Below are 13,084 nucleotides of genomic sequence, written 5' to 3' on the forward strand. Positions count from 1 at the left end.
GGATCCACTGCGGCAGCGGGACGGGGTCCTTTCGCGTCAGCGGGACGGAGTCCTATCGAGCATGTCAAAGCAGATGTCCTTGGGCGTCGCTGCCAAGAAAGCCGGTCAGGATGAGCGTAAACTACCCGACATCAACCGCTAGGCGGTACGGAGCGGGCTTTTAGTAGCCCTGCAGTTAGCAAGCCAACCACGAGCCTCTGGGGTGGTTTACAGCACCCCCAATCGACCGTTACCAGTGCCTTAAACAACCGTTTCTGGTGCCCGCAGTATTATTATAGCATTCCTCCCGACACCGACCCTACGGGTACAGTGCGGGGCTCCTGCGATTTCTAGCTGAAGTGGCTCTTGCAGGTTTAGAGTGGCGATTGACTTGTAGTTGTGGCCATACTGGAGGGATGGCGTAAAGAACTGTAACCTCAGCAGTACACCAGAGTCATCTTGAAGTGCAGTGATGAAGTGCAGTGAAATAGTGCAGTAAAATTGTCTCTAAGGCGTTCTTTGTTCTTTGTGTTGGTTCTAGCTCCCCTTTCTCCTTAAAAAAAGAGGAGTTGTGAGTGAGAGAAAACCTACCCAAACATTACCTATGGTCAAAACAATCTTCAAGACAATCTCCTCTTCCACCCTGGGGTCGATGATGTTGCCTTTCTCCTGCCGCCAGCTTTGGATAACTGCCTTTCCCGCGTTGGCCGGAGTTACGGTGGCTATTGGTGGCCTTGGGGCGGGAGGATCCCTGTGGCAGGCGGGAGCAGCAGGTTTGGCCACGGGGATGACGGGCTATGTGGCTTCTGCTCTATCTGGAAGCGAGGCCAAAGCCAAAATCCAGCTTCTAGAGCACCTCGAAAATCGACAGAAGCAAAACGAAATCACTCCTTCAGACCTACAGCAACTGCAAAGCGAACTGGCCAACCTGCGTGCTGCCCTTGAAGATTGGGCAAAAGTCCAGCAGAAGGGGGTGGCTGCTGCCCAACCTTATGATGAGGCTCGTTCGCAAGCTCAAACTCCTCAGCTTCATTTTGAAACAGAGATCCAGATCCAATCTCAAGAAGAACGACTTCCTCAGTTACGCGCAGAAGAGCAAAGCCTGAAAGCCTCGATTGGAGATTTACAAGCCAAGAAACAGAAACTCATTCAGTCCCATAAGGAGGGCATAGCCAAGGTAGAACAACTCCAATCAAAACAGAATCTCCTGAAGCAGGATACTGCCCGCTTAACCCAGGCTTGTCGGTCAACAGGCTCTAGTAACTCCATTAAACGGTCACCTATGCCCGCGAAAGGATCTTCAGACGTATCTCTTGGCTCGGCCCGCATGACCAAAACTGCCGCCGGCGTCGCATGGGCCGACAAATATGACGAAGTCTTTGCAACCCTCGAGGAGCGAATCGACAACCTGGAAGATAGCGCCAGAGCAATGGCAGAACTGGCATCGATGGAAGGCAACGGTAGCCGGTAGGGGCAGACATCCCATCCCAATAGCACCGAAACGGTTCACAGCTCTGGCTCGCCAAAGCCCCGCAGAGGGTGAGCGTGTTCTGAGGGGATCAAGCCCTTGGCCTGCACCAATACCCCAAAGCCCCCCAACCCCATGGGATCCAGCAGCGCATGAAGAGCGGATCGCCGCCGCAAAACTTGGCCCACATCCACAGCTTCGCCATCAACCGGGTTCCCCATTTGGCTGAGGGCGGCCAGCCGCTCGGTCAATCCCAGGTTCACCAAAAAGCTGCTTTGCCGGGTGAACCCCAGACATTTTAGCCCCAGAGATTCTCCCACTTGCTCTAGGGTCGTAAAGTCCACATGAGCGGTGAGATCCTGGGATCCCACCCGAACATAGGGATCCGTGTAGCTGCCGTGCTGTCGATAGGCCAGGAGCGTACCTTGGGCGCGGTGGGGGCTGTAGTAGCGCTGGGCAGTGTGGCCATAATCGATGGTGAGCACGTAGCCTCGCCGGAGCTTGCGGGCCAGGAGCTGCAGCCACTCCAAGGCTTTTAGGTTCACCTCGGTTTGGTAGCCCGACGGATAGGTTTCTACAGGGATCCCCAGACGGGCGAAGTACTCTCTTAGCTCAGGGGTGGACAGATCCCCCAGCACTTCGCGGAAGTCGGCTTCTGCAGCCTCGCTGCAATCGACATAGATTTCCCGCAAAGCCCCATCCTGTACCTGCACCCGATGCACCGGAAAAGCATCCACCAGCTCATTGGAGAAGAAACAGCCTGTGACCGACTCATCCGGGATCCCGTCCCAATCCAACCAGCGCACCTTCTCCCCAAAAGGAGCCAATCGCTCCTGTTGGAGCCGCCGCAGGTGGGCAGAACGCTCCAGGATCCCATATTCCAGTGCCTGCCAAAAAGGGGGGTTAGCGGAGCGCACGTAGGTCAGCCAATCCTGGGCCAAGCGACCGCTGCCTGCCCCCATCTCGATGACCGTGAAGGCAGAGGGGGATCCCAAAATGTGCCAGAACTGAAGGATCTGCTCTGCCAACAGTTGGGCAAAGTCCGCCGCCAGGTGGGGAGAGGTGAGGTAGTCGGGGCCAATCGGGGATCCCTGCTCGTAATAGCCCAACCCTGGCTCGTAGAGAGCCCACTCCATAAACTGGGCAAAGGTCACCGGCCCTTGAGCGCAAATGCGGCTGACAATCAACTCCCGCAACTTCTGCGTGGCCTGAGGTGTCGATAGAGAAAGACTCGGGTCGCGTAGGTGTTGCTCAGGAGCGATCACAGGTGAGGATTCCAGGGATCCAGACTTACTCAACTCAAACTTACTTGTTCAGGGGACGACGCCAATTTTGGCGAAACTGACGGTTTGAGAGCAGCAGCACCGGCCAGAGGGCCGATACCACCCACTTCCCGGAGCCCGAATAGATGCGATCCGCCTTGCGGGCCGAGTACCAAACTCCTCCTGCGTAGATTGCCAAGAGCAAAAAAGGCCACATCTCAACCCATCCCATTCAACGCTGCTCACCGAGTCAGGGATCCCCAATCAGTAGGCATCCTGCAGCTCATAGAAGTCAGGCGTGATGTAGTCCTTGCGCAGGGGCCAACCTATCCAGTCTTCCGGCATTAAAATCCGCTTCAGGTTCGGGTGTCCCTCGAAAACAATGCCGTACATGTCGTAGGTTTCCCGTTCCTGCCAATCCGCCGACTTCCAAATCCAGTATACGGAAGGCAGCCGTGGATCCTGGCGAGGCAACTTTACCTGGAGCCGCACCTCCTGAGGGCGATCCGCCCCGTCTGACAGCTTGATCAGGTGGTAAAGGCTGACCAGTGGCTGCCCTGCCCCCAGGTCATATCCGCACTGACACTCCAGGTAGTTAAAGCCGTAGGCATAGAGGGCGGTACACAGGGGCAGAAGAAAGTCCCGCTCCACCTCCAACAGCTCTACCCCCGCTGCGTCTCTCCCCAAATACTGGTGCTCGAAGCCGTTGTCGGCCAGAAACTGGGAAACCGGGCCCCGCTCCAACGTCACCAAGGGTTCCGACTGCTCGCCCACCGCCGGCGGCGCTTGTTTTTCCTGGGCATTCTCCTCTGCCATCTCACACTCCTCCCTGCAAGGCTTTGAGCTGCTGTTCCGCCCGCTTAAAGTCGGCGGTTTGCAAGGCCGGGGGCACTGGCAAGCCAATGGCCGCAGCCAGCTCTGGCGGGGGAGCTTGGCGGGTCTCGCTCTCCAGATACTTGCCGGTGATGATCTCCGGCACAGGCTTAAGGTTATGCTTGACCGTGTAGTAGCGGTGGGTTTGCTGCAGACGGCCCCGTTCCCGCATGTCCTCGGCGGCGATCTTCTTGCGCAGCTTGACAATGGCATCCATGATCGCCTCTGGACGAGGGGGGCAGCCAGGAATGTACACATCCACCGGGATCAGCTTGTCCACCCCCCGCACTGCCGTGTAGGAATCGGAGCTGAACATGCCACCGCTGATGGTGCAGGCCCCCATGGCGATCACGTACTTCGGCTCAGCCATTTGCTGGTAGAGCTTGACCAACGCCGGCGCCATTTTCATGGTGACCGTACCTGCCGTGATGATCAAATCAGCGGTGCGCGGCGAAGAACGAGGCAGCAGGCCAAAGCGGTCGAAGTCGAAGCGGGATCCCAGCATGGCGGCAAACTCGATGAAGCAACAGGCGGTGCCGTAGAGCAGCGGCCAGAGGCTGGACATCTTGGCCCAGTTGTACAGGTCGTTCACCGTCGTCAGAACGACGTTGTTGGAGAGGTCGGTAGTCACCTGGGGGGCAGCCCCCGGAAACAAGACTTGCGATTTCTCAGACGTCATGACCATTCCAATGCTCCTTTTCTCCAGGCGTACACAAGACCCACCACAAGGATGGCGATGAAAATCAGGGCCTCCACAAAGGCCAACAGCCCCAAGCGGTGAAACGCCACTGCCCAGGGATAGAGGAACACAGTCTCTACATCGAAAATGACGAAGACCAGTGCGAACATGTAGTAGCGAATGTTGAACTGGATCCAGGCTTGCCCAAACGGCTCCATGCCCGACTCGTAAGTGCTGCGCCGCAGGGATCCCCGCCGCTTTGGCGCCAAGAGTGCAGAAGCCCCCAGAGCCAAAACCGGCAGCAGAGAGCAGAGGATCAGGAAAACCAGCAAATACTCGTAGCCGGACAGAACAAACACGACGCCAGACTGCCTCAGGTGCTCAACATTTAGATACGTTTCCAGTATAGAGCCAGTCTGGGGCTCCCCTGCGCCACCGGATCTTCAGTTCTGGTGATGATCACGATTATTGGGAGCGGCGTTTTTCCAGCCAGCCCCACACTCCGCTCACCACCGCCCCGGCCATCAGGATCCCCAAAGCCGGCTGAAACAAAGGCAGCCAGAGCCGCATCCAAAGTTTGTAGCCCAGTGGGATCCCAAGAAAAGCCCCGGTTACGGAAAAGACAAACCAGACAAACCCGGCGAACACCAGAAAGACAACGGCAATCAGGAAGTTATCCAGCCAGCGCTTGAGGTCAGAGGAAACCATAGGGATTGAGGCAGAACAGCTTGAAGTAGACCCAGAGGCAATCTGGGAACCGAACCTTTTGGGCCGCTAATGCCGATATCTCAGCATCTTTCACCCAGACAGACTGCCGGAATAAGTTCAACAGACAGGGTAGCTTACCCCAGCACTTGGTGAAGATCCCACGTGCACCTTTTTGGGTAGAGTAAGCTGTGCCGGCCCGCTGCTGACCTGCTGTGAACACAACCCAAAACCACGGTAGCGCCAGTAGGATTCCCCAGCCAGCCTGCTAACAATAAGTGAGATTTCCCTTCTGCCGCTTGGTCAGCTCAGGTTGAAGATTCTCCCCAAATGGCTGCACCGGTTGTTGACTTGTCAAGATATAGTGGTAAAAATCTGCTTATACACAATATGTAGCGTTAAGCCGATGTCCATCTCCTCTGGCTCTTCTTTTGCAGACCGCTTGCGACAGGTGATCGGCGATGAAGCCGTCTATGCGTTTGGGCGACGGGCCGGAATTAGCGATACGGCCTTGCGCAGCTACCTGAAGGGATCCGTGCCCGGCATTGATAAGGCCGTGAAAATTGCCCAAGTGGGCCAGGTCAACCTCAATTGGCTGATTACAGGGGAGGGATCCCCGCAGTTGCATCCCGACTCGAAAGCAGAGTATGTGTATGTGCCTTTTGTCGATGTAGCCGCCTCTGCCGGAGCGGGGGCGTTGGTGCGGGAAGAATCGATCGAATCGGTGGTTGCTTTTGAGCGAAACTGGCTGCGGACATACTTGAAGGGAAATCCTGCCGAGCTGAGCCTGATTCGGGTGCAGGGGGATAGCATGTCTCCCACGTTGGAGGATGGCGACTGGATCTTTGTGGAGCGGCAAGAGGGTGGAGACCTGGGTTGTGAAGGCATTTACGTCTTTCAGATGGATGGGGATCTGTTGGTCAAACGACTGCAGCGCCTGCCCGGATCCCAGGTGAAGGTGATCAGCGACAACCCCCGCTTTCCTCCCTTTGTGGCGGATTTGGCGGATCCCATCAACGGCCTAACCCTCATAGGGCGTTATCGAGGTCGCATCAGTTTTGATTAGCCTCTGGCAGCAGATGGCGGAAAGTGGCAGCTTGACCGACCGAGAATCCCCTTGGCGAGATCGGGTCGCCGGTTAGGATGGGTCTTGAGGGTTGAGTTGAGAGGAGTTCCTGCTCCTTGCCTGCGCCCATCCAGCCGGAGCATGACTCTAGTCAATAATAAGCTCAACTATACTGAAAATAATGTATAATATGTTCAGTACGGATTACTACCAGTTGATCTTTCTGTTTACTTTCGAGTCTGCCAACATGGTAGCCAAAGCAAAGCAGAAAATTGGTAGTAAGACGACACGGAAACTGCGCTTTGGGTATTCTACTCAAAGCTTTGCGGGATACCGCCATTCTGTTTGGACTCCGTCCCGCTAACGCGAATGGAAACAAACAGAATGCTATCGCTGCATAGTTGAACAGTGATGTTCAGCAGTGTTCAGTGTAAATGTATCAGGTTTGCCTGCAATGGCTCGTTCGTCCCAGCTCCTAACAGTCGCTCTCCATTCCCTAAGCGGGATCCTCTTGGTCAGCAGCGGAATCTGGGTCGGGATGGTGCTTCCCCAGCAGGCCCAACCTCAGCCCCAGCCGGAGACCAACATCTCTCCCACTCAACCCGCTTCTCCCACACCACCGATCCTGCCCACCTTGGCCCCGCCCCAGGCCAATCCTCCGGTGGCCAGCCCAACAGCAGATGCAGATCCAGAGGAAAATCATGAGAGCCCCACGGATCTGGAGGCAGAGATTCGGGAGATCCGCCAGCAGGTGATCCAGCTCTTGATCAGAATTGAGGAATTGGAGTCGCGGCTGCAACGGCTGCGTTCTCAAACAGCCCCTGAGCCTGTCAGGGAATCTTCCACTGCTGCTGAGATCGCTCCAGGGGCAGAAAGCGCCTCTGCGCCCACCCCGGCTCCGACCACAACGCCAACCTCCTTTCAGGTGGGAACCCAAACCATCAGCCTGCCGGGCGATTTGCTGTTCGATTTTGACAAAGCCGAGATTCGACCTGAAGCAGCCTCGCTGTTGGCCCAGGTGGCAAAATCCTTGGAGGCCATGCCCGGCGCTCGCGTTCAAGTGAATGGCCACACCGATAACATCGGGCCCTTAAACTACAACTTGGCCCTTTCTCTACGCCGCGCCAATGCGGTTAAGGACTATTTGACGAAGCTGCTGCCGGAAGGCCATCCCATCAGTTGGACAACCTCTGGCTTTGGTCCCACCTTGCCCGTTGCCGATAACGACACAGAAGCCGGACGGCAGCGGAACCGCCGTGTGGATTTGGTCATCGCTCCCTAGCTGCACCCCCCAAAGTGGGGGATGACACGTTCTAGCAGGGCTCTGGTCTAGAATCTGGTAGGGTCAATCCGGCCAGGATTGATGGGCTTGAGTTCAATCCTCATCGTTGGGGTTCGGTTTTGAACGCAGCAGGGATCCCTCTGGACAAGAGGCAAACGTTTGCGCTGAGGGTTGACACAACCCTGGACGCGCTTGACCAGGTTTTGACCTGGTTTGAGTCTTTCCGAAATGCGGGCATCCCGGATCCCATTTGGGCGGAATGTCAGTTGGCCTTGGCAGAGGGGTTTACCAACGCCGTTCGCCACGCCCACCGCGCTCTGCCGGAAAGTACGCCCATCGACATTGAGCTGCTGCTGATGCCGCAAGGGCTGGAGTTGCGCATCTGGGATCGGGGTCAGGAGTTTGATCTGGAGGGATTTGCTCGGAACTTGTCGGATCCCACATCGCCCAACGCCAATCTTGAATCCGAGGGGGGACGGGGTATTTTGCTGATGAAAGCTCTCTCTACTCACCTCAGCTACAGCCGCCAAGCGGATGGTCGCAACTGCCTGTTGATCGGCAAGCGCTTCGACGATCCTGGATCTCGCCCGCGTCTGTCGGTGCCGGGCTTAGGCGAGCAGACCACCGCTTAACTTGCGAATAGCTGAGCTGGCCACATCGCTGTAGCGCAGTTCACCGGCCAAGATCTGGCCCATGCGCCGAGTGGCTCCCGGTCGTTTGACGCCCACCCTGTAGCCCACGCCCGGAAAGCGATAGAACAACGCCGCAATCCGCTTAGCCCAGCGCATTTCTGAGCCCCATTCCTGCTGCACGCGGGCAGAGTAGTTCGCCAGAGCTTCTGTATCCCCGCCTAGAGCTTGATCGATGGCCTGGGCCGCCAACATGCCGGTGAGAAGGGAAGGGCGGATCCCTTCAGCGGTAAACGGATCGATAACGCAGGCGGCATCTCCCACCAAGAGGGCATTTTGGGTGTGTAGCGGTTGATCTTCGTCCCAGAGGCAGATGGGATGGCCAAACGGCTTGACCGACTTCAAGTCTACGCCAAAGCTTTGGGCATATTGGGCGGCAATTTCCCGCAGGTTTTGTTTTTCTCCACCCCGAAAGGTGCCCGCTCCAATTGAGTAGCCATCGGCCTTGGGGAAGTTCCAGATGTAGCCATTGCTCACGGCACCGAAGTCAAAATGGGCGGCTGCAGTTTGCGGCTGCGAGAGGGGCACTTCTGCTTCCAAGGCGGCAGCCAGGCGACGACGGCGTTCCTGAAAGCCCAGCCACTTGGCCATCGAGCCTTTTGCCCCATCGGCCCCAATCACGTACCGACCCCAGACTGGGCCGGCGGTTGTCATCACTTGCCAGCGGTCGCTTTGCCACTCGAGGCCAGAGACAGGGCATTCTGCCTGGAGCGCTGCCCCTTGCTTTTGCGCTTGCTGAATCAGGTAGTGGTCGAAAACATCCCGCCGCACCATCCAAACGGGCTCTTTCAAATCCAAATCGACCACCACCGGATCGCCGCCGCGCCAGGTGTAGCGGATTTGCCGGATCTTGAGGGAAATGGCGGGGCCAAAGTCGAAGTCAAACCAAGCCGCCACCATAGGAGAAACGCCGCCCCCACAGGGTTTGTAGCGGGGCAAGGGATCCTTTTCCAGAACCAGCACCGAGCGTCCCCGCTTGGCCAGATGGTAGGCGGCAGATCCTCCAGCAGGGCCGGCGCCGACGATGACACAGTCGTAAAGTTGCGGCATGGTTTTCGATACTCCAGGCCCCCCCATCCTGGGTTTTGCTCACCAGCTTCTAGCCTATTATGGCTACAGCGAATTGCCTGCACGTTGCTTGCCTTTTTGTCGGGAAGACCATGCGAATTCGCTGGCAGCGCCTTGCCAACCAGCCCTCAGCTTGCTACTGTGCCGCCTGCGGAAAGCGTTTTGCGGGCGGGAAGCGAGTTCGTTGCCTTTTCAACGATAGGGGTCTGAATCTCGGCCCCCTTTGCCCAGCGTGCTTTGCCCTTCCCCCAGTTCAGTTGCGAGAACAGATCCACCGCTATGCCTATTTGATGCGCCTGAATCGTCTGCGGGATCCCGGCATCCAAGACCACGCCCATCATCTGGAACAAGCGGCCCGGGAGCGCTCCATTCGGTATCCGGGCCTGTGGGGCTGGCTGCGGCAGTGGTGGTAGCCTTGGCAAGGGGATTGGGCATTCTGGAAAAGATGCAGGAAAATCAGGAGAGGTTGCCTTCGGGATCCCAGATCCATCTCGATTTTCCAGACCCGTTGGCTTGTTTGATCTTGTTGGTTGAGGAACCCCCATGCACGACCTGGACAGTTTGCCAGAACCAGTAGCCGATGCTCTGATCAAAAGCCTGCTTACGGACGTGGAACGGCTGATCAACCAGCACGGCCTGTCAGAGGTTCTGGTGGGGTTGGCCATGTATTGCAACGTGCAGTTCAAGGCCAAGTTCAACAAGCCCAACCGCACGGAGAAGGATGAGGAGTTGGGGTTTTATTTCCGCGACGCCGCCAAAGCTCTGGAGGTGGCTGCCAGCCTCACCTATCGCACCATCGACCGCTCCCAACCTGCCCGGCCCAGCACCTAGCCACTGGGATCCCTTTTTGGCCTCCACCCCCAAGCCCCTCTCTCAGGGGGAGAGGGGGGCAGGCATTTAACCAGCAAACCGTTTCACCGCAATGGGAAGGGAAGGAACGCGGCATCTTGGGGTGGCAAGGGATCCCCCTGGGTTTTTATGCTGGTGGGCAACAAGTTGCATTGAGGCTGAGCGTGAGAATCGTCTGGGAACGCAGCATTTACGGGGGCAATGGCCGAGTGCCCTGCATTATCTGTGGGGGATGGGCCAACCCCATCCAGAAAAAAGGGCACCAAGTGTTGCTGGCGGTGGTCTATAACGACCGCGGGCAAATCTACGGGGAAGTCTGCCGCAGTTGTCTCAGTTTGGGGGCCAAAGGCATCAAAGAGTGCCTGCAAGAGCGGATCGCCCGCCTGCGCAAGCAACTGGAAGATTTGGAAGAGCTGGAGCAGGGAGAGGTGCAACTGCCTACATTGGAGCAGGAGTTGAGCGCCTATTTGGATTGAGGACTACACCCCTGTAAACTACCCGACCCTGACTGCTTCGCAGTACAGGGCGGGCTTTCGGTAGCCCTGCAGTTGGCAAGCCAACCACGGGCCTCTAGGCTGGTTTACGACAGCCCCAAGCTTGGCAATCATGTTGGCCCCATTCCAGTCCGCATCCCCTTCCCATCCACAGTGCCCACACTTGAACTGCTTCCCACTGCGATAGGATTGCGCAGGATCGGGATGGATGTGCAAACACTTGTGACAGGTCTGCGACGTGTAGGCAGGCGGAACAAGAATCAGAGCAACCCCCGCACGCAGAGCCTTGTACTCCAGAAAATGACGGAGTTGATAAAACGCCCAACTATTTGCCCGCCTACGCTCTGTCTTGCTGCGTGGCTGTTGATTGACCCTTTCCCGAATCCCTGTCAGGTCTTCCAGAGCAATAGCGCTGTTGGTAGCCTTTGCCCTAGAGACAATAGCTTTGGAGATGCGATGATTGACCCACACTTGAAAGCGTCTCTCCTTGCCAGACAGCCGTTGCAACAGTTCTCTGCATCTGCGCCGCGAACTGCGGGTGCCCTTACTGGCTTTGCGTTGGAGTACCGCCCTCAACCGCGAGTGATGGTCTCGGACCTTGTTCAACTGCTGTCCATTCCAATTGTCCCCCTCTGACGTATGGGCAATATCTGTCCTTCCAAAGTCCACCCCGATCACCTTGTCGGTATCTTGTTGCTTGGGTGGTTTTTTCTCTACGCAAATCTGGATGTAGTAGGAGCCGTCTCTGCGCTTGACCAGAGTGGCCGATTTGGGATTGGAACCAGCCAGCATCCCACGCTGGTAGTTGCCGATGGACAGCTCAAAGCGCTCCCGACCCTCCACCGTGGTCAGCGACACCGTCCAGTCTTTCTCGCGGAACGAAAAGATACGAGCGTCATAGGTCGCGAAGCCCCCCTTGAACGCTTTGACGGGGCGGTTTTTCTGTCGGGCAACCTTGCGGGCACCGGCCAGCCGTCTGCAGACCTGCTGAGCCAAGTTACTGGACAAGCCGAACCGGGCACGGATTTCGCGGTAGCACAGAGACTGGAGCTTAACGGCGTTGGTGACTTTCTCGGGCGTGTTTTGGTTGACCCAGTTCAACGCCTGCACAAAGGCATCCAAGGTCGCGTCCAACTTTGCGGCCTGCGACTGGGACGCCTTGAGCTTGCAGGAGACGGTCAGGACTTGGGTCATGGTTCTATCATAACTTCCGCATTCCTCCCGACACTGACCCTGCAGGTACAGTGCGGGGCTCCTGCGATTTCTAGCTGATTTCTTCCTGCTTCCACGACCCATGACTGGTAGCGGAGTTGGCCTCTATGGTCGTTTCAGGTTAGTCTGAGACGCCCGAGCTACTGAGAAAAGCCCCGCCCTACCGCTATGGGGAAGTAAGCTAACGGCGCGCAGAGGACGTCAACAACCTTGGTCAGCAAATATGGACGGAGAGGGAGGGATTCGAACCCTCGACGGAGCTTTTGGGCCCCGTAACTTCTTAGCAGGAAGCCGCTTTCGACCACTCAGCCACCTCTCCAGGGCCAGGAAGGGCAATGGCAAGCTGGGATCCAGCCACCAGTTCACTCATTGTAGGGGATGGGATCCCACCCGGCAACTGCCCCCTGACCCGCCCTGCAAAGACTCCGTCCCGCTATCGCGATCAGCCGGGATCCCTCCTGGGGTTGGGTGAGTCTAGCTCACCACCTGCAGGTAAATATCGAAGCTGCCGCTATTGTCGCCGTAGCTGCCCTTGGCGTCATTGATGTTGAAGGCAATATCCAGGTTGGGATCCAGATCCACCTCTTGGGGCTGCTCTGGCGAGGACTCGAAAACCTGATGGGCCACCAGTTGGGCGTTGGGTTGAAACAGCACAATCCCGTAGCGGCAGAGGCCCGGGTAGCGCCACTCCTCAGGGGTCGGGATCCCTTTGCCAAGGGGCGAGCGGATGCTGGTGGAAAACGAGAAGCCATAGCGCCAAGCCACATTCCTGGGGAAAAAGCGGATACGGCTGGCCCGCAACGGACGCCCTTGCCAGCGTAAAATGTTGCCCGCCTCTTGGTTCACCCGCAGGTCACGGAAAGCCATCCAAGCCTGTAAAGCTTCTTCTTCAGGTTGGATCCCTTCGATGGCCAGGGCCTGGCTCCAATCCAAGTCACTGCCATCGCAGGTGATCTGCCGCGGAATTTGCGCCAAATCCAGTTTTGCCAACCCCAGAGTATCAGACGCAGATTGGGTAAACATCTATCTCTCCTTTTTCCATCTGATTTTTCAAAGTGACTCCAGAAGGGATGAGCCTCTTGCTCAGAAATTGAGGAGTCACAGGGATCCCCAAGAGGAGCCTGGGGAAAGGTTGTAAGAGACCCCCATCCACATCCCTGCTGCTGGATGGAGAATGTCAGATGCACGATGACCAACGGAGTTGAAAACCTCAAGCTCTTGCCCGACCGACGAGAGACTGGGAGTTCAAGCTCCTTTAGCAGATAGATCAACGTTACTTGATGAATAAAAGCTATTCCCGAAAAGATAGCCCTTTGCAATACTTTTTTAGGGAACCTTAGGGAGTTGTTAATTCCCTGTGACTCGGCTGCCAATGAAGGCCGGAACCCAAATCCAGGTTTGCTGCAGATCTTCCAGAAGCTTGTATTTTGGAACACATTAATAGTGTAATCCCCTGTT

The 13,084-nt window shown here is 56.8% G+C and carries 16 protein-coding genes and 1 tRNA gene; 7 read left to right on the forward strand and 10 right to left on the reverse strand.

What is annotated here, in order from left to right:
• Window positions 1-583: 583 nt before the first annotated feature.
• Complete coding sequence (locus ACVWXF_RS02950; RefSeq protein ID WP_457473584.1) at window positions 584-1,450, forward strand: hypothetical protein; 867 nt, start codon at window positions 584-586, stop codon at window positions 1,448-1,450.
• Between the two features lie 35 nt (window positions 1,451-1,485).
• Here the strand turns inward: ACVWXF_RS02950 and ACVWXF_RS02955 are convergent, their stop codons facing one another.
• The 6 genes from ACVWXF_RS02955 to ACVWXF_RS02980 form a co-directional block, all read right to left on the reverse strand.
• Entirely contained in the window at window positions 1,486-2,745 is a 1,260-nt protein-coding gene (locus ACVWXF_RS02955) for a class I SAM-dependent methyltransferase (RefSeq protein WP_457473585.1), read from the reverse strand.
• A gap of 7 nt (window positions 2,746-2,752) precedes the next feature.
• Window positions 2,753-2,941, reverse strand: a complete 189-nt coding sequence (locus ACVWXF_RS02960; RefSeq protein ID WP_457473586.1) for a hypothetical protein — start codon at window positions 2,939-2,941, stop codon at window positions 2,753-2,755.
• A gap of 32 nt (window positions 2,942-2,973) precedes the next feature.
• A complete protein-coding gene (locus ACVWXF_RS02965; RefSeq protein ID WP_457473587.1) occupies window positions 2,974-3,525 on the reverse strand; it encodes an NAD(P)H-quinone oxidoreductase subunit J in 552 nt (183 codons plus the stop codon).
• Between the two features lies 1 nt (window position 3,526).
• Window positions 3,527-4,261 carry an NADH dehydrogenase subunit K gene (locus ACVWXF_RS02970; RefSeq protein ID WP_457384275.1) on the reverse strand — a complete coding sequence of 245 codons (735 nt, stop codon included), beginning with the start codon at window positions 4,259-4,261 and terminating at the stop codon, window positions 3,527-3,529.
• Entirely contained in the window at window positions 4,258-4,620 is a 363-nt protein-coding gene (gene ndhC / locus ACVWXF_RS02975; protein ID WP_414331498.1) for a photosynthetic/respiratory NAD(P)H-quinone oxidoreductase subunit C, read from the reverse strand. Before ndhC ends, ACVWXF_RS02970 begins: the two co-directional genes overlap by 4 nt.
• Window positions 4,621-4,726: 106 nt before the next feature.
• Window positions 4,727-4,969, reverse strand: a complete 243-nt coding sequence (locus ACVWXF_RS02980; protein ID WP_414344867.1) for a hypothetical protein — start codon at window positions 4,967-4,969, stop codon at window positions 4,727-4,729.
• A 403-nt stretch (window positions 4,970-5,372) separates the two neighbouring features.
• Between ACVWXF_RS02980 and ACVWXF_RS02985 the strand changes: the two genes are divergently transcribed.
• The 3 genes from ACVWXF_RS02985 to ACVWXF_RS02995 all read left to right on the forward strand — a co-directional run bounded on the left by ACVWXF_RS02985 (window position 5,373) and on the right by ACVWXF_RS02995 (window position 7,946).
• Window positions 5,373-6,032, forward strand: coding sequence for a LexA family transcriptional regulator (locus ACVWXF_RS02985; RefSeq protein WP_457473588.1), 660 nt, complete (start codon window positions 5,373-5,375; stop codon window positions 6,030-6,032).
• A 454-nt stretch (window positions 6,033-6,486) separates the two neighbouring features.
• Window positions 6,487-7,314: an OmpA family protein gene (locus tag ACVWXF_RS02990; RefSeq protein WP_414332690.1), complete on the forward strand. Its 828-nt coding sequence runs from the start codon at window positions 6,487-6,489 to the stop codon at window positions 7,312-7,314.
• Window positions 7,315-7,433: 119 nt separating this feature from the next.
• Entirely contained in the window at window positions 7,434-7,946 is a 513-nt protein-coding gene (locus tag ACVWXF_RS02995) for an ATP-binding protein (RefSeq protein ID WP_457473589.1), read from the forward strand.
• On the opposite strand, the gene ACVWXF_RS03000 is transcribed toward ACVWXF_RS02995, so the two are convergent.
• The gene (locus ACVWXF_RS03000) at window positions 7,923-9,053 is read right to left on the reverse strand and encodes a geranylgeranyl reductase family protein (protein WP_414342010.1); all 1,131 of its coding nucleotides are present in this window, start codon (window positions 9,051-9,053) and stop codon (window positions 7,923-7,925) included. The genes ACVWXF_RS02995 and ACVWXF_RS03000 overlap by 24 nt on opposite strands.
• A gap of 110 nt (window positions 9,054-9,163) precedes the next feature.
• Between ACVWXF_RS03000 and ACVWXF_RS03005 the strand changes: the two genes are divergently transcribed.
• The 3 genes from ACVWXF_RS03005 (at window position 9,164) to ACVWXF_RS03015 (ending at window position 10,396) form a co-directional block, all read left to right on the forward strand.
• Window positions 9,164-9,484, forward strand: a complete 321-nt coding sequence (locus tag ACVWXF_RS03005) for a hypothetical protein (RefSeq protein ID WP_457473590.1) — start codon at window positions 9,164-9,166, stop codon at window positions 9,482-9,484.
• A gap of 130 nt (window positions 9,485-9,614) precedes the next feature.
• Entirely contained in the window at window positions 9,615-9,902 is a 288-nt protein-coding gene (locus ACVWXF_RS03010; RefSeq protein ID WP_414384205.1) for a hypothetical protein, read from the forward strand.
• Window positions 9,903-10,084: 182 nt separating this feature from the next.
• Window positions 10,085-10,396, forward strand: a complete 312-nt coding sequence (locus ACVWXF_RS03015; RefSeq protein ID WP_414331199.1) for a hypothetical protein — start codon at window positions 10,085-10,087, stop codon at window positions 10,394-10,396.
• An 18-nt stretch (window positions 10,397-10,414) separates the two neighbouring features.
• Here the strand turns inward: ACVWXF_RS03015 and ACVWXF_RS03020 are convergent, their stop codons facing one another.
• The 3 genes from ACVWXF_RS03020 to ACVWXF_RS03030 all read right to left on the reverse strand — a co-directional run bounded on the left by ACVWXF_RS03020 (window position 10,415) and on the right by ACVWXF_RS03030 (window position 12,649).
• Window positions 10,415-11,608, reverse strand: coding sequence for an RNA-guided endonuclease InsQ/TnpB family protein (locus tag ACVWXF_RS03020; RefSeq protein ID WP_457473591.1), 1,194 nt, complete (start codon window positions 11,606-11,608; stop codon window positions 10,415-10,417).
• Window positions 11,609-11,854: 246 nt separating this feature from the next.
• Window positions 11,855-11,945 (reverse strand) — tRNA-Ser (locus ACVWXF_RS03025).
• 155 nt (window positions 11,946-12,100) lie between these two features.
• Window positions 12,101-12,649 (reverse strand): hypothetical protein, encoded by a 549-nt coding sequence (locus tag ACVWXF_RS03030; RefSeq protein ID WP_457473592.1) that lies wholly within the window; start codon window positions 12,647-12,649, stop codon window positions 12,101-12,103.
• Window positions 12,650-13,084: the final 435 nt, after the last annotated feature.

It is taken from the genome of Thermostichus sp. MS-CIW-40 (genome assembly GCF_054058315.1).